The organism is Roseobacter sp., assembly GCF_045106495.1.
In the GTDB taxonomy this organism is placed as follows: domain Bacteria; phylum Pseudomonadota; class Alphaproteobacteria; order Rhodobacterales; family Rhodobacteraceae; genus Roseobacter.
Genome location: NZ_JBGCEQ010000031.1, coordinates 48,413 through 64,657, shown reverse-complemented (window position 1 = coordinate 64,657; position 16,245 = coordinate 48,413). Strand labels below are relative to the sequence as shown.

Here is a 16,245-nt window from a genome sequence, read left to right as displayed (position 1 = left end):
TTTTAGGGCATCGGGCGACATCTTGCCGCCCGACCCGTGTTTGATCCGGAACGCTTACTGCCAGGTGTAGTAGCCGGCTTCATCCATGATGGCTTTTGCACGCTCGGCCACACCATCCAAAGCTTCCTGCGGGTCCAGCCCCTCAGTCAGAACCTGGCTCATGGTTGTACCGATGTCCGCGTTGATCTTTCCCCATGTCGGGATGATTGGACGCCAGTCAGGGTCTGCGTGTTTGAGAGCTTCACCGAAGGTTGCGGAATATGGGTATTTCGCATTCAACTCGGCATTCTCATACGTAGAGAACCGCGACGGGTTGCCGCCTGCCATGGCAACCATCAGATCGCCCTTTTTCGAGGTCAGCCATTGCATCAAGAGGAATGCGGCTTCCTTGTTTTCCGCATTCCTAGGGATGGCTATACCAAATCCGCCTGTTTGCGATCCGCGACGCACCCCTTCCGGATGCAGGGCATAACCAACGTTACCTGCCACTTTTGACTTACTCGGATCCTCAAATCCTGCTGCAAAGGCAATAGAGTCCATGAACATGGCGGCCTGGCCTTGGCTGAAGGCTGCAGCAGCTTCGGCTGGACCAAATGTCTGTGAGCCTTCGGGTCCGCAATCAACGATGGTTTTCAGCGCGTTGGCTGCGGCGACACCCGCCTCATTGTTGATGATTGGCTCCCATGCGTCGTCAAATACACGCCCGCCCAGTGGCGCCAGGTGCAACAGGAACGCGTGGCTGGCTTGGTGGCCGGAGGCTGCCCGCGACGCCATGCCACCCATTCCTGGTTCCAGTTCCGGGATTTTGCAGGCCGCGTCAAGAAGCTGGTCATAGGTTTCCGGCGTGGCAATACCGTGCTTTTCAAAGACATCCTTACGATAGGCCAAGACCGAGGTCTCTGACCCGAACGGAATGCCAAACAGAGAGCCCGTGGCGCCCGGCAGGTAGCCTTTCTTACCACCAGCAATTCCGATGTTGGCCACATAACCGTCAATCAGATCTTCCGCATCATAAGCGGGATCTGCCAGTTTCGGATTCATGAAAAAACGCGCAAGGTTTTCCAACTGGTCGGCAAAGACATAATCCGCTTTTGAGAAAACCACATAGGCAATCATGTCATAATCGCCTTCATCCTTGGTCAGCTCCAAGGTCTGGCGCTCGCGCATCTTAAGGTACTGCAACTGGTCCACTTCGACCTCAATGCCGGTTTCTTTGGTGAACTCCGGCAGCACTTTCATCATCGCATTGTAGTGCGGATGTGCCGGGACGTTGATCACAAGCGTGGTGCCCGCGTAGGGCGCATAAGGCCCGCCGTGACCGTCTGCAAGCGTCATGCCTGCGCAGGAGACAGAAACCGCGGCTCCCGTCAGGATCGTTTTGAGTGATAGCATTTGTCAGTCCTCCCTGATGCTATTCCTTGGATGTCAGAGCCTGAGCCCTGACGTTTTGTCGAAAATCATTAGTTCGTTGGTCAGCACCCCGAAGGTCTGCACAATACCCGCCTTGACCGGTGCCGCGCTTTGGGTTTCGACCAACACATCTGCGTCGCCACACCGTGTCACCAGCACCGATTGCGCCCCGAGGTATTCTGAGACGACGACACGCAATTCAATGGGTGCGCCTTTTGTCATGTCGGTGGTGAAACTGGACGGGCGCAACCCCAGCGTTATGCCACGGACCGCAGCGTTTTTAAGGCGTGCGCCGGTTTCAGGATCAAGCGGCAAGTGAAACCCGTCACCACGTACCCAGAGTGTATCGTTTTCTTCGACAAGCTCACCATCAACAAAGTTCATTGTTGGTGACCCGATGAAGCCTGCAACGAACTTGTTTGCAGGCGCTTTGAACAGCTCTTCAGGCGATCCCTGTTGTTGAATGAAGCCGTCGCTCATCACGACAATGCGGTCGCCAAGCGTCATAGCTTCGACTTGGTCATGCGTCACGTAGACCATATTTTTGTCAATGGTATCCCGCATTTCTGCCAGTTCCGCACGCATCTTGCCACGCAACTTTGCATCAAGGTTTGATAGCGGTTCATCAAACAGAAATGTTCCTGCGTCCCGCACCAACGCACGCCCCATTGCGACGCGTTGGCGCTGGCCTCCAGACAGTTCGGCCGGTTTGCGGTCCAAAAGATGTGCTATATTCAACATTTCAGCAACACGCTGAACTTTTGCTTCGATTTCGGGTTTAGACACCCGAGCCAAACGCAGCGCGAAAGACATGTTTTTGGCGATGTTCATGTGGGGGTAAAGTGCGTAGTCCTGAAACACCATCGCGAGATCGCGTTCCTTGGGATCGAGCCTGCTGATGGGTTTTTCATCGAAATAGATCTCACCACCCGATAGGGTTTCAAGCCCGGCGAGCATGCGCAAAGTGGTAGATTTCCCGCACCCGGAAGGGCCCACCAGTACCGTGAATTCTCCATCATCCAACGACAAATCAAATGGCGGCAAAACCTCGACTGCACCATAGCTCTTTGCAACTTGGTCAAAGATAATTTTCGGCACGCGACCCCCCCCAAAAGCACAGTCAAAAACGCGATTCAGGCGCACACTTGACTGGGACAACAGTGCATCCGACTGTGAATTTCAGGAAGGACAAAAATCGAAAACTACGTTAACGTTAACGTCAATGGCGTATTAGTGCATGAAAAATATATAGAATCCGAATTTTCAAAAAATTGAGTAGGAAGCACACGAAGGCATGTCACAACAATCAAAGCCAACCAAAATCGAAGATGTCGCACAAAAAGCCAACGTCAGCATCATGAGCGTTTCGCGTGCAATTCGCGGCGTGGAAGGAGTATCCGAAAAAAAGCGCGCAGAGATTCTCAAGATCGCACGGCAAATGAAATACATGCCCAATAGCGCCGCGCGTTCTCTTGCTGTAGCCAACTCAAATCTGATCGGAATTTCACTGCCCACCTTTGCTGCCGATGTCTTTGCAGAAATCTTGAACGGCATGCGCCAGACTTTCGATACTGCAGGGTATTCCAGCGTGATCGATACAACCGAGTACGACAGCACGGCAGAGCTCAATTGGATACGCCGCCTTTTGTCTTGGCAGCCTGCAGCCATTATCTTGACCGGCACTGATCATCACCCGGAAACCCGCGAGCTGCTCAAAGCCTCTCCTATTCCAGTTCTTGAAATCTGGGACCATACCGACGACCCAATCGACATCTGTGTTGGCATTGATCATTTCGAAGCGGGCCGTCTGATCGGTGAGCACGCCATTGAAATGGGCTATCAGCGGCCCGCCTTTGTCAGCACCCCCCGCGGACATGACAAACGCGCTGACGCCCGATTGGCGGGCATCCGACATGTCTTTTCGCAACAACGATCAACACCTGTTTTGGCCTCCCGCCCGCTCTTGGGCAATGCCTTCGTAACCGGTTTCGAAGGCACCAAAACCCTGCTCGCCGAACATGCGCCAGACATCATATGCTATTTGAATGACCACATGGCGTTCGGCGGCTTGATGTGCTGCCAGGCCCAAGGTCTTTCCGTACCAGAAGACATCGGCGTCGTTGGTTTCAATGGGTTGGACCTAGGGTCCGTATTGCCAATAAAATTGACAACAGTACGCACATTGCGCCGCTTGATGGGGATCACCGGCGCGCGCAATCTACTTGCAAGGATCAATGGCGTCCCGACAGAACAAAGCATCGTCTTGCCACTCGAACTGCAGCCGGGACAAACCACCCGCCCCCAGACCGATGACGACCGGCTTAAGGATCAAGCCGGTGGTCAAACACTGTCGGTTCACCGTTGGGCGGATGCGGGTTTGCAGAACTTGTAAGCCTCAAAATCTGGCTGCTCATGATAACAGCTTGATCCGCTATTCTTTGGGCTCGGAATAGGTCACCGGGCCGCCAAGCTTTTCCCAGGTAGAGAAACCCTCTTTCAGATGCGAGGCTTCAAACCCCATGTCCTGCAACGTCGCCGTTGTAAGTGCGGACCGCCAACCAGATGCACAGTGAAACACAAATTTTTTGTCTTGTGCAAAAACCTCTTTGAAATACGGGCTATCAGGATCCACCCAGAACTCGATCATCCCACGCGGTGCATGAAAACTGCCCGGGATAAAGCCGCTGCGCTGCCGTTCGCGGATATCGCGGATGTCGACCACAATCACATTCGGATCTTCCAGCATAGCGATCAGGTCCTGGGTCTCTATTTCCTCGATACGGGCGCGGGCCTCTGCCACCATTTGCGCGGAACTGATTTTCAAAGAGGGCATGGTGGCTCCAATGCGGTTGCGGGTTGGTTCAAGGTGGCACAGGCTATGGCCAACGGCAACGAAAAGGGCATTTGATTGACTTGAGCCGCACGTATAGGAGATTGCAACGGCACCCTCAGCGCAGAAAGAACCCGTTGGACTATACAACCACTCTACTCGTGGCAGGTGCTGCATTCCTTTTCTCAGGTGCCGTCAAAGGGCTGGCAGGGATCGGCATGCCCACGGCGGCCATTGCGATCATGACCCTGTTTCTCGATCCACGGACCGCCATTTCTCTTGTTTTGTTCCCAATGATTGGGTCAAACGCTTGGCAGGTTTTTCGTGCAGGCGGGCTCAGGCGGACTGTACGTCGGTATTCCGTCTTCGCATTTGTTCTTTTGGGTGGGGTAACACTGACCACTTTCGCGACTCAAAACGCCGGCGACCGTGTCCTGCTGGCCGTCCTTGGTGCCGTCATTTTGCTTTTCGTCGCCGTCAGTTGGAAACGCATGGTACCGCCTTTACCTGCGCGATATGACCCGGCAGCTCAAGTGGGCTTTGGTCTGTTTACCGGCATTGTCGGTGGCATGACCGCCGGATGGGGTGCACCGCTCGCCATGTATCTGGCTGCAAAACAGGTCGACAAAGATGAGTTTGTCCGCGCAGCCGGCTTTTTGATCTTTGTGGGCAGCCTGCCGCTGTGCCTCGCCTATATTCAGTTGGGTTTTATGACGGGTCCGCTCGCGGGTGCGTCCGCCATAATGCTGATCCCGACGCTGATCGGTTTTTCAGCGGGCGAGGTGCTGCGCAATCGAATGTCGGGAGGTGCCTTTCGAAACGCCATTCTTATCATTTTCGTACTGATGGGCGTCAACTTGATCCGTCGGGCGATCTGGTACAGCTAGTCCCCTGCAGGCGGTGCAAAACAACTTTCCAACAAATCGGTGGTGTTCTTTTCGGACATTTTCATCGGATTGCCACCGCAGCTTGGGTCTCTCAGTGCCGATGCCACCAGCGCGCCGATATCTGGGTTCGTCACGCCTAGCTCGGTCAGGTTTGCAGGGATGTTCAATTTGGCATTTATCTCGCCGACAAAGTTGTAAAACCCGTCAAAACCGCCGGAAATGCTGAGGTAATTGGCCGCGCGTGCAAGGTGTTTTCGCACCTTCGGGCGGTTGAACATCAGCACCGGCTGCATCACAACCGCGTTTGTGGTGCCGTGATGCGTATGATGCACAGCGCCAATGGGATGGGACAGCGCATGAATTGCGCCCAGACCTTTTTGGAACGCCGTGGCTCCCATAGCCGCAGCAGACATCATATGCGCGCGCGCTTTTAGGTTTGTGCCATCCTCATAAGCCGCGACAAGGTTGTCTTTGACCAGGCGCATACCTTCCAGAGCGATGCCCTGGCTCATCGGGTGGTAATGCGGCGAACAGTAAGCTTCCAAGCAATGCGCAAAGGCATCCATACCCGTGCCAGCGGTAATCATCTGCGGCATCCCAACAGTCAATTCTGCGTCACAAATCACCACGGCGGGCAATAACTTGGGGTGAAAGATAATCTTTTTCTCGTGGGTTTCCGAATTCGTGATGACGCTCGCGCGTCCAACTTCTGATCCTGTTCCGGCAGTTGTAGGCACGGCGACAATGGGCGCAATCGCGTCCGCATCCGCCCGCGTCCACCAATCGTCGATATCTTCGAAATCCCACAACGGACGGGACTGACCGGCCATGAAAGCGATCATTTTGCCCAGATCGAGACCTGACCCGCCACCAAAGGCCACAACACCGTCATGCCCGCCATCTCGAAAAGCCTGAACACCCTCTTCGACATTGATCTCTGTCGGGTTCGGGTCAACGTCTGAGAAAAGCGCACGCCCGAGACCTGCTGCGGTCAAAAGCTCAAGTGTTGCACCCGTGATCGGCAAGTCCGCCAGACCCTTGTCCGTGACCATCAAGGGCTTGGACATCCCGGCCGCAGCACAGGCCTCCGCGATTTCAGAGATACGACCAGCGCCAAATCGTACGGCTGTTGGATAGGACCAGTTAGCAGAGAGAGACATCAGGTCAGGCCTTCTTTAGATGAAATGATTTTGGACGCGTCAGATTATGGTAGCCAATCACCGATAATCCGCCACCCCGGCCCGTATCCTTGCAACCGGTCCAGCACAAGCCCGGATCAAGATAATCGGCGCGGTTCATGAAGACCGTACCTGTTTCAATCGCATCGCCTATGGCTTCTGCGCGGTTCGTATCCTGCGTCCAAAGGGAGGCAGTCAGACCATAATCGCTGTCATTCATCAGGCGAATGGCTTCCGCGTCATTTTTGACAGGCATGATACCCACTACCGGCCCAAAGCTTTCTTCACGCATCACGCGCATGGAATGATCCACATTGACCAGAATCTGCGGCATCATATAGGCCCCGCCATCCCGCGGGAAACCTGCGGGGTCAATCAACGCTTTGGCTCCGGCTGCGACCGCATCGGCAGTCTGGCTGCGGACCAGGTCGGCAAACCTCGCCTGCGCCATCGGGCCCAAAGTTGTCTCTGGATCAAGCGGATCTCCGAGTTTGTAGCCCTCAACGATCTTCACTGCTTTTTCCACAAAGCCATCAAACAAGCTCTGCGCCACGTAAATCCTCTCGATTCCACAACAGCATTGGCCAGAATTGAACATCGCCCCATCGATCAGTGTGTCCACCGCAGCATCCAAATCTGCGTCTTCCATCACGTATCCGGGGTCCTTGCCGCCGAGTTCCAGCCCCAAACCGGTAAAGGTCCCCTGTGCCGCAGCTTCCATGGCTTTGCCCCCCGCGACAGACCCCGTGAAATTCACAAAGCCAAAAGCCCTGTCCGCGATCAACGCAGACGTCGTTTTGTGATCGAGGAAAACGTTTTGGAACACGTCTTCGGGCACACCTGCATCTGCGAAAGCCTGCGCCAGACGTTCGCCCACCAGCGGTGTCTGACTGGCGTGTTTCAGCAACACTGAGTTGCCCGCGATCAAAGCGGGCGCAACTGTATTTATTGCCGTCATAAACGGGTAATTCCACGGCGCAACAACCAGCACCAACCCATGCGGCACCCGCTTGATCAGCCTTTTGAAATTAATGCTATCCTCGACTTTGATGTCCGCAAGCGCTTCTTGGGCAATTTCAGCCATGTAAAGAGCGCGCTCGTTAAATCCACCAAACTCGCCGCCGTAACGAATGGGTCGTCCCATTTGCCAAGCCAGTTCGGGAACGATCTCGTCGTTCATCGCACCAATGTTGGCCACGGCCTGCAACACCAGCGCAATGCGCTCTTCCAAGGGGCGCGCCGCCCAGGCAATTTGAGCCGCCTTCCCCTTTGCCACAGCTTGCGCGGCTTCAAATTCATTCAGTGTCTGCCGTGTGACATAAACCGATCCATCGATTGGAGAAACGCAGGTGATGGTCATCCTCAAGCCCTCTCAAAACCGCGTGCAATTTCCCAATCCGTAACAGCGCGGTCAAATTCTTCCTGTTCCCATTCCGCACATCGGGTGTAGTGGTCGACCACATCGTCTCCCATTGCTGCGCGCAGCATCTGCGAGCCGCGCAGGGTATCCGTTGCGGCTCTGAGCGTTTGCGGAATATCCGCCGCTTTCGCGTCCTCATAGACGTCGCCTTTGGTGGGCGCAGCCAGCACCATCTGATCCTCAATTCCCTTGATGCCTGCAGCCAACATCGCTGCCTGCGCCAGATAGGGATTTAGATCGGAGCCACCGATCCGGCACTCTACGCGGACACCCTTGGTGCCATCGCCGCAAAGCCGGAACCCCGCCGTGCGATTGTCCACGGACCAGACCGTTTTGGTCGGTGCAAAAGTGCCCTTGGAGAAGCGTTTGTAGCTGTTGACGTAAGGCGCCAAGAAAAACACATACTCCGGCGCAAAAGCAATCAACCCCGCCATATAGTGTTTCATCAGATCAGACATGCCAAGGTCCGCGCCTTTATCGTAGAACAGCGGGGTACCATCTTGCCAAAGCGACTGGTGCACATGGCTGGAACTGCCCACCTTGCCAGCATCCCATTTCGGCAAGAAGCTCGCCGCGTGACCTTGTTGCCAGGCAATTTCCTTGATCGCATGTTTCGCAATGGTGTGGTGATCCGCGCAATCGAGCGCGGCGGCGTAACGGATGTTGAGCTCTTCTTGCCCGGCTTCGGCCTCGCCTTTGGTATTCTCCACAGGGATACCCGCTGCAAATAGGTGGTTGCGCACCGGGCGCATGACGCCTTCTTCCTTGGTGGTCTGGAAGATATGGTAGTCTTCGTTGTACCCGCTGATCGGGGCCAGATCGCGAAAGCCGCTCTTGCGGATGTCATCAAAGCTCTTCTCGAACAGGAAGAATTCCAGTTCTGTCGCCATCTTGGCGGTGAAACCCATCGCCTCCAGCCGCGCGATCTGTTTTTGCAACACGGCGCGCGGCGCATGTGGCACAGGGGCATGCGTATGATGATCGAGCACATCGCACATGACCATCGCCGTGCCTTCCAACCAGGGTACGGGGCGGATGGTACTCAAATCCGGGCGCATCACGTAGTCGCCGTAGCCCTTTTCCCAGGAAGTCGACGCATAACCGTCAGGCGTGGCCATTTCCAGATCCGTGGCCAACAGGTAGTTACAGCAATGCGTCTCAGCATAGGAATGCGAAATGAAATTGGCGGCGTGGAACCTTTTCCCTATCAGGCGGCCCTGCATGTCGACCGCGCAGACCAGAACAGTGTCAGTCGTGCCCTCGGACACTTGGGTTTTCAGGTGATCAAAACTTAGGATGCCAGGCATGGGACATGTCCACTTCTAGGTAAGTCGGGGGCCGTTTTCACCGCCCCCGATGGTCAGTTTAGCCGTAACGGTAAGGGCGTCCGGCCTTTACCATATCAGCATTATACTTCTTGAAGATCTCAACCACTTTGGCCTTGGTCTCGGATTCTGCGGCAATCTCATCCCAGAACTTCAGCGCAGCGTCTTCGACTTGCTGCCATTCCGCGTCGGGGATTGTGGTCAGTTCCATCTTGGTGCCGTTGACACGCAGGTTGGCCTCTCCTCCCCAATACCACCACTGCCGATAGTAGTGTGACTGATCCATGCAAACCTTCAACAGCTCTTGCAAGTCTTCCGGCAGCGCGTTGTAGCTTTCCATATTGGCAAAGAACGAGCCTGCCCAAGCACCGGAAATATTGTTCGTCAGGAAGTAGTTGGTCACATCCGCCCAGCCGACTGTATAGTCTTCAGTAATTCCGGACCAGGCGATGCCGTCCAATTCGCCGGTCTGCACGGCAACCTCGATGTCTTCCCAAGGCAAGGTGACAGGCACCACGCCGAATTGTGTTAGAAAACGCCCGGCGGTTGGGAAGGTGAAGACGCGTTTGCCTTTAAGGTCTTCGAGACTGTTGATTGGGTCTTTGGTCGCGAAATGGCAAGGGTCCCACGCGCCAGCAGAGATGTGTTTGACACCAACCTTGGAATATTCTTCGTCCCAGATCTCATTGAGGCCATACTGGTTGAACAGTACCGGCACATCGAGCGAATACCGCGAGGCAAACGGGAAATAGCCGCCAAATACGGTCACATCTGTAGGCGAAGCCATGGAATCGTCGTCTGATTGTACCGCGTCAATTGTGCCGTTCTGCATGGCGCGGAAAAGCTCGCCAGTCGGCACCAGCTGGTCCGCGAAAAACAACTCGATCTGCATCCGGTCACCGGCAATCTTGTTGAAACTGTCAATGGCGGGTTTGATGACGTGCTCTGCCAGAGCCGGGCCGGCATAGGTCTGCATCCGCCACTTGATCGTGGATTGTGCCACGGCGGGGGCCGCGAGGGGCGCGGCAGCGGCGCCAACCGCAGCCGTGGTGATAAACTTACGTCTTGTTGTCATGGTGGTGGTTCTCCTTGTTGATAAAAGCGCCCCGCACACCGGGGTCTTGATTATTTTCCGTATACATACTCCGGCAGCCATAAAGCGATTTGTGGGAAGGCCATGATCAAGGCCAGGCACACCAACATGACCGCAACAAAAGGCAGAATGGAGCCGTAGATATCGCGCAAAGTGATCTCTGGCGGGGCCATTGCGCGCATCAGGAACAGGTTATAGCCGAAGGGCGGCGTCATGTAGGCAATCTGAGTGGTGATGGTATAAAGCACACCATACCAGATCAGGTCAAAGCCCAAAGCCGCGACCAGTGGTACATAAAGCGGCGCCACGATGACCAGCATCGCGGTGTCGTCCAGGAATGTTCCCATCAAGAGGAAGGAAAGCTGCATCAAGATCAGGATCATCCAAGGGTTCAAACCAAGCTGTTCAGTAAAAAGCGTATCGATCGCCTTCACAGCGCCAAGCCCGTCAAAGACAGCGCCAAACCCAAGTGCCGCCAGAATGATCCACATGAACATGCAAGAAATCGCGAGTGTTTGCCGGACAGATACTTCGAACACTTCGCGGGTCATCCGGCCCTTTATTATGGCCGCCAAAAATGCCGTGATTGCTCCAATGGCCGAGCTTTCCACAAGGGATGTCCACCCGTTTACGAAGGGCACCATCATCGCCATGAAAATCACGATGGGTAACAGGCCTGCACGTAACAATCGCAGCTTTTCGCCCATGGGTACGGTGCGTTCTTCCGGTGGCAGCACAGGACCCAAACTGGGGTTCGCCTTGCACCGCAGATAGATATAGAGAATGAACGCCGCCGCCATCATCAGACCCGGGAACACGCCTGCGAGCCACAATTGCCCCACAGGTTGCCGTGCGATCATCGCATAGAGCACCAAAACAACCGAAGGCGGCACCAGAATACCCAGACTGGATCCAGCCTGAATAACCCCCGTGACCATCCGTTTGTCATATCCCCGGCGCAACAGCTCCGGCAGCGCGATGGTTGCACCAATGGCCATGCCCGCAACGCTTAGTCCGTTCATCGCCGAGACCAGCACCATCAACCCAATCGTGCCGATGGCCAGCCCACCGGATACAGGCCCCATCCAAACGTGAAACATACGGTACAAGTCATCGGCGATTTTGGATTCCGACAGCACGTAGCCCATAAAGATGAACATCGGCAGTGTCAGCAGCGGATACCATTTCATCAGCTTCATCGCACTTGCGAACGGGATGTTCATGCCGCCCGGCGTCCACAGTAAAATCGCAGCCACTGCCGCAACACCGCCGATTGCACCAAAGACCCGCTGGCCTGTCATCAACATCAGCATCATTGAGGCGAACATCAAAATGGCGATCATCTCATACGACATTGAGGTCAACCTCACGCAGGGTGGCAATGTCCTTGATCAACTCCGAGATGGCCTGCAACAACATCAGGAAAAAACCCAGAACCATGATGGATTTTATCGGCCATATGTAGGGGCGCCACGCAGTGCTGGAGCGCTCCAACCGCCCAACTTCCTCGGCGCCCGTGACCAACCCTGCAAAGTAGCTCAGTGGTTCCTGACCCCAATACCCCAGTGAATAAGCGGTTGAGCCAAGGCCTCCATAAAGCAAAATGCTGAGGTAAAAAATCAGCAACAGAACCGTGAAGGCATCAAACCAGGCTTTTTTGCGCACCGACCAATCATGATAGAAAAGATCCATCCGCACATTGGCTCCCAGTTGCACAGAATAGGGGCCGCCCATGATGTAGTAGCTCACCATGGCAAATTGAGCGATTTCAAGGGTCCATAGTGAAGGCAGGAAAAACGTCTTGGATATCGATGACCAAAGCAAAATCGCCATCATCGCAAAGATGCCATACATCATCACGCGGCCAATCCTGTAGTTCACCGCATCAACCACGCGGACATATGTGGCGGCCACATGTTTCAAGTAGAAGCCTCCGCCTGAGTGGCAGCAACAGCATCTAGCAACAATGCGGCCAGCATCTGCGCCATAGACGCCTGCTCTTGCAGGGTGGCGATCAAGTCGCTGCGGATTTCCAGCATGACATTGTGCAAGCCCTGCTTGATCCCGTGCTCGCGCAGGGTGTGGGTTACCCCATCCTCAGGACCGTAAGGCTTGTTACGCAGAACCTTCAAATCGGTATGTGCTTTCGCGCAGGCCAGAATTGCATCGGCCAGGCGCGAATCCTGATCATGCAAAACACCAATTTCAACGCTGCGAGATTGGCCCTGAAAGACTGGCGTGAAACTGTGGACAGTGATCAATACTGAGGCTTTGCTGTTTGCCAATGTTTCCGCCAACGTGTCCTTGAACGGCGTGTAAACGTCGGCAATGCGGGCGGATTTATCGGCGTGAGACAAGTTGGCATTACCTGGTATGTCGTAGGTTTCGCTACGGGCCGGCATCGCTCCTGCCGCCTCTGGCGGACGGTTACAATCATAAACCAGTCGCGAAATTCCGCCTGCTACCAAAGGTGCATCCAGCAATTCGGACAAATGCAGCGCCACACCATAAGCGCCTGGATCCCAGGCAATATGGCTCCGCAGATCAGGCGCGCTCAGCCCCAGATTGTTGTAGCTTTCAGGAATGTGGTTAGACGCATGCTCACAAACCAGAAAAATGTCGGATGCACCGGCGCTTCGGCTTACAATAGCCGACGATATCGGCACATCTGTCATGGTTTTTGTCGTCATTTAGTCCCCGTTGGGCATAAACCTCTTGCCGGATCGGGATTCTGTCAACACAATAATGAAAGAATTCTTTCAGTTTTAATTGAACTGTAACAAAAACCGTCAAAATGAAGGCTAATCGCTTGGAAGACGCCGACCTGACCATCGCTGATCGTATACAAGAAAGACTTGAAACGCTCACCCGCGCCGAACGTCAATTGGCTCATTCAATTCTTGAAAATTACCCTGCCTCTGGACTTGGACCCATTGCAGCGCTCGCTCATGACGCCGATGTCTCGACACCTACGGTGGCGCGCATGGTTCAAAAGTTGGGGTTCAAAGGCTATCCAGAGTTTCAGTCCGACCTGCGCGAAGAGCTGAAAGCAAAGGTAAAAAATCCGATTGCCAAACACGATACCTGGGCAGAGGGTGTGCCCGCCGGGCATATGCTCAATCGGTTCACCGATGCGGTGATGGACAACATCCGCCATTCGCTGTCGCAAATCGATACCGATGATTTCGACAAAGCCTGTGCACAGCTGGCGGATACTACATCCCGGCTGCATATCGTGGGCGGTCGGATTACCCATACTATGGCCGAGTATCTGTTTTTGCATCTGCAGATGATCCGCCCGGACGTGATCCACATTCAATCAACATCGAATGCCTGGCCACACTATCTGCTGGACGTAAAACCGGGCGATACCTTTGTGATTTTCGATGTGCGGCGCTATGAAAGCAACACGCTGAAACTGGCGGAAATGGCCCATGCGCGGGGTGCGACGCTTATCCTGTTTACGGATCAGTGGCGGTCCCCGGTGCACAGAATTGCCGAGATCTGTTTTTCCAGCAGGATCGTTGTGCCGTCAGCCTGGGATTCTGCGGCGACCACCCTGTTGCTCGTCGAAACCGCCATTGCTGCCGTACAGGACCTTTTGTGGACAGACACCAAAGACCGCATGCAAACGCTGGAAGATATGTTTGATCAGACGAAACTGTTTCGAAAATTCACCTGACAATTGACATGTCGCAGTCCTGCGCGCCGGACAAATCCGCGTAGGATTTGCCCGGTAAAATTTACACGACTGGGTCAGACCTCGCCGGTGTATTCGCCGCGCGCCGGATAGTCGTTCTTGATCGCAAAATCCAAAGCCCCGACGAGTTCGGAAAAATGAGGCCTCACAAAGGGCATCGTCTGGACCGAACCGTAGTAAAGCGTTTGCTGCGGCGTGATCATGAACAAGCCTGGTTCTGAAAAAAGCGCTGGCTCTTCTATCCCGATCGAGGTCTTACCGCGCGATGTGGAAACATAGAGCCCCCATTCCTTTGCTTTGCTGAGCCTCAGGTCATACCCAAAACGCAATGATTTTGCGTCGATTTTCTCCACCATCGCCTGGGTCCGATCCTGCCCGTCCGAACTGATCGCTATGGTTTTCACGCCGCGCTCGGCAAAGTCGGCGGTACGTTTTTCCAGCTCCGCCAGGTAGGTGGCGCAGATGGGGCAATGCAGGCCACGATAAAAGCACACGACCGTGCCGGTTTCCGCATTTTCATTTGACAGATCGAACTGACCACCGCCCAGAAGTGGCAGTGAAAGATCGGGTGTTTTCTGGCGTGGCATCAGCATGGCGGAATTCCTTTGAATTGGTTGCCGAGGATCCATTTCACGAATTTCCCCATGAGGCCAGAGCCCCGAATTCACATATTCTTGTGCCAGATACTGCGCCAAAAACTCGGCTGCAGATTTGGCCGCCTCTTCTCAGTTGATAACGAGAACGAAGCTCACGAAACAATTGCGCAAGGCGATATGCTTTCAGGCTCTTTTCGCGCGGCGAAGTTCACTCAAAAACCGGAAATTGTAACGTTGGCAATGCGCGCGTCTTAACTGCGCCAATTTAGCACCCGACGTTCAATCGCTCCGATGGCTGCACTGGTGATCACGCCCAGCAGAGACAAAATGACCACGCCTGCAAAGAGCCGTTCGAGGTCGTACAGAGATCCCGCTTCAAGAATATAGGCGCCGATTCCGTATTCAGCGCCCAGCATCTCAGCAGCCACCAAGAGGATAATGGCAATGGCCAGACTGATACGCAGCCCGGATAAGATTCCAGGCATCGCGCCGGGCAAGACAATTTTGCCTACGATCGACAACCATGTCAGGCCAAAGCTCTGGCCCATGCGGATCAGGGTACGGTCCACGTTGTCCACAGCCGCATAGGTTGCAACTACTGTGGGCGTAAATGTGCCAAACGCAATCAGAGCGTATTTGCTGCCCTCATCAATACCGAACCAGATCACAAACAGCGGCAGGAGCGCGATTTTCGGGACCGGAAAAATGGCGGCGACCAGCGGAACAAGCCCGGCGCGGATATAGGAAAAGAGACCCATCAAGAGACCCACGCCGATGCCAAGGCTCACCCCGAGTGCGGACCCAATCGCGAGACGCGCCAGAGAAGGCAGCAGATGTTTGAAGAGCGCTCCGGAGTCGTAGAGCTCCTGGAAAGTCCATAGAACATCGCTGGGCCGGGGCAGCGTGAGCGATGAGATCACACCGGTGCGCGTGCCCCATTCAGCCAGCAGCAAAAGGAAGGCAAAGACGCAAAACCCAACCCAGCGCCGCGTAGATGGGGCAAATCCTCCACCACGAAATGTCACCTTTTGCACGGGCTCAGCCATTCAAAAGCTCCGCATCTGCCGCCACGGCCTCGGCTCGCATCAAATCCCACAGGTGCTTTTGCTGCGCCTCTGACGCCGCATCGCCATAACCCCGGTCGGCCAAGGGTTTATCCAACGAGATAACAGCGCGTATCGCTCCCGGCCTGCGCGACAGCACCACGATCTTGTGGCCCAGTCGGACGGCTTCGGCCAGATTATGCGTCACATATACAGCCGTAAATGGCGTGCGGGTCCAAAGCCCGACCAAGTCGTCTATCAAAAGCTCCCGCGTCTGGCTGTCCAGAGCGGAAAGCGGTTCGTCCATCAACATCACCGCCGGTTTAACCACCAAGGCACGCGCAATGGCCACGCGCTGTTTCATCCCACCGGAAAGTTGGCGCGGCAAAGCATCTGCAAAATCCGTCAATCGCGTCCGTTCCAGAACATCTTTGATCATGCTGCCTGCTTGCGCTTTTGACAGCGCGTGATCTTCCAGCACGAGAGACACATTGCCCGCCACCGAGCGCCATGGCAGCAGTGCAAAATCCTGGAACACATAAGTCAGCGGGTTCAGACACCCCAAGGGCGTCGCGCCCATTTGCAGCACCTCTCCTGTGTGTGGCTCTTCCAGCCCGCCTATCATGCGCAACAATGTAGATTTGCCACACCCGGACGGACCAACGATGCAAACAATCTGCCCCGCCGGCACCTCAAGATCGATGCCGCGCAAAACCTCGCGATCGCCGTACCAATGACCGATCCCGGAAAGGCGTAATTCCAC

General features: G+C 54.9%; 16 protein-coding genes. 3 read left to right on the top strand and 13 right to left on the bottom strand.

Going from position 1 to position 16,245, the window contains the following annotated elements; translation table 11 throughout:
• Positions 1-54: 54 nt before the first annotated feature.
• Both AB8B75_RS17720 and AB8B75_RS17715 read right to left on the bottom strand, forming a co-directional pair.
• Positions 55-1,392: an extracellular solute-binding protein gene (locus tag AB8B75_RS17720; protein WP_405364140.1), complete on the bottom strand. Its 1,338-nt coding sequence runs from the start codon at positions 1,390-1,392 to the stop codon at positions 55-57.
• Between the two features lie 33 nt (positions 1,393-1,425).
• Entirely contained in the window at positions 1,426-2,508 is a 1,083-nt protein-coding gene (locus AB8B75_RS17715) for an ABC transporter ATP-binding protein (RefSeq protein ID WP_405364139.1), read from the bottom strand.
• A 196-nt stretch (positions 2,509-2,704) separates the two neighbouring features.
• Between AB8B75_RS17715 and AB8B75_RS17710 the strand changes: the two genes are divergently transcribed.
• Positions 2,705-3,802 (top strand): LacI family DNA-binding transcriptional regulator, encoded by a 1,098-nt coding sequence (locus tag AB8B75_RS17710; protein WP_405364138.1) that lies wholly within the window; start codon positions 2,705-2,707, stop codon positions 3,800-3,802.
• Positions 3,803-3,841: 39 nt separating this feature from the next.
• Here AB8B75_RS17710 and AB8B75_RS17705 read toward each other — a convergent pair whose 3' ends face one another.
• The gene (locus AB8B75_RS17705; protein WP_405364137.1) at positions 3,842-4,243 is read right to left on the bottom strand and encodes a rhodanese-like domain-containing protein; all 402 of its coding nucleotides are present in this window, start codon (positions 4,241-4,243) and stop codon (positions 3,842-3,844) included.
• 134 nt (positions 4,244-4,377) lie between these two features.
• On the opposite strand from AB8B75_RS17705, the gene AB8B75_RS17700 reads away from it, so the two are divergent.
• Complete coding sequence (locus AB8B75_RS17700) at positions 4,378-5,127, top strand: sulfite exporter TauE/SafE family protein (RefSeq protein ID WP_405364136.1); 750 nt, start codon at positions 4,378-4,380, stop codon at positions 5,125-5,127.
• Here AB8B75_RS17700 and AB8B75_RS17695 read toward each other — a convergent pair.
• From AB8B75_RS17695 to AB8B75_RS17665, 7 genes are all read right to left on the bottom strand, one after another.
• Positions 5,124-6,287 (bottom strand): iron-containing alcohol dehydrogenase, encoded by a 1,164-nt coding sequence (locus tag AB8B75_RS17695; protein WP_405364135.1) that lies wholly within the window; start codon positions 6,285-6,287, stop codon positions 5,124-5,126. The genes AB8B75_RS17700 and AB8B75_RS17695 overlap by 4 nt on opposite strands.
• Positions 6,288-6,291: 4 nt before the next feature.
• On the bottom strand, positions 6,292-7,665 hold the full coding sequence (locus tag AB8B75_RS17690) for an aldehyde dehydrogenase family protein (RefSeq protein WP_405364134.1): 1,374 nt from the start codon (positions 7,663-7,665) through the stop codon (positions 6,292-6,294).
• A gap of 2 nt (positions 7,666-7,667) precedes the next feature.
• Positions 7,668-9,032, bottom strand: a complete 1,365-nt coding sequence (locus AB8B75_RS17685; RefSeq protein WP_405364133.1) for a glutamine synthetase family protein — start codon at positions 9,030-9,032, stop codon at positions 7,668-7,670.
• A 58-nt stretch (positions 9,033-9,090) separates the two neighbouring features.
• Entirely contained in the window at positions 9,091-10,125 is a 1,035-nt protein-coding gene (locus AB8B75_RS17680) for a TRAP transporter substrate-binding protein (protein ID WP_405364132.1), read from the bottom strand.
• A 50-nt stretch (positions 10,126-10,175) separates the two neighbouring features.
• A complete protein-coding gene (locus AB8B75_RS17675) occupies positions 10,176-11,498 on the bottom strand; it encodes a TRAP transporter large permease subunit (protein ID WP_405364131.1) in 1,323 nt (440 codons plus the stop codon).
• Positions 11,488-12,000 carry a TRAP transporter small permease subunit gene (locus AB8B75_RS17670; protein ID WP_405364212.1) on the bottom strand — a complete coding sequence of 171 codons (513 nt, stop codon included), beginning with the start codon at positions 11,998-12,000 and terminating at the stop codon, positions 11,488-11,490. The genes AB8B75_RS17675 and AB8B75_RS17670 overlap by 11 nt, the downstream gene beginning before the upstream one ends.
• 62 nt (positions 12,001-12,062) lie before the next feature.
• Positions 12,063-12,833 (bottom strand): N-formylglutamate amidohydrolase, encoded by a 771-nt coding sequence (locus tag AB8B75_RS17665; RefSeq protein ID WP_405364130.1) that lies wholly within the window; start codon positions 12,831-12,833, stop codon positions 12,063-12,065.
• Positions 12,834-12,937: 104 nt separating this feature from the next.
• On the opposite strand from AB8B75_RS17665, the gene AB8B75_RS17660 reads away from it, so the two are divergent.
• Entirely contained in the window at positions 12,938-13,825 is an 888-nt protein-coding gene (locus AB8B75_RS17660) for a MurR/RpiR family transcriptional regulator (protein ID WP_405364129.1), read from the top strand.
• Positions 13,826-13,899: 74 nt separating this feature from the next.
• Here AB8B75_RS17660 and AB8B75_RS17655 read toward each other — a convergent pair whose 3' ends face one another.
• From AB8B75_RS17655 to AB8B75_RS17645, 3 genes are all read right to left on the bottom strand, one after another.
• A complete protein-coding gene (locus tag AB8B75_RS17655; protein WP_405364128.1) occupies positions 13,900-14,436 on the bottom strand; it encodes a peroxiredoxin-like family protein in 537 nt (178 codons plus the stop codon).
• A 254-nt stretch (positions 14,437-14,690) separates the two neighbouring features.
• Positions 14,691-15,485, bottom strand: a complete 795-nt coding sequence (locus AB8B75_RS17650; RefSeq protein ID WP_405364127.1) for an ABC transporter permease — start codon at positions 15,483-15,485, stop codon at positions 14,691-14,693.
• Positions 15,478-16,245 carry an ABC transporter ATP-binding protein gene (locus AB8B75_RS17645; RefSeq protein WP_405364126.1) on the bottom strand — a complete coding sequence of 256 codons (768 nt, stop codon included), beginning with the start codon at positions 16,243-16,245 and terminating at the stop codon, positions 15,478-15,480. Before AB8B75_RS17645 ends, AB8B75_RS17650 begins: the two co-directional genes overlap by 8 nt.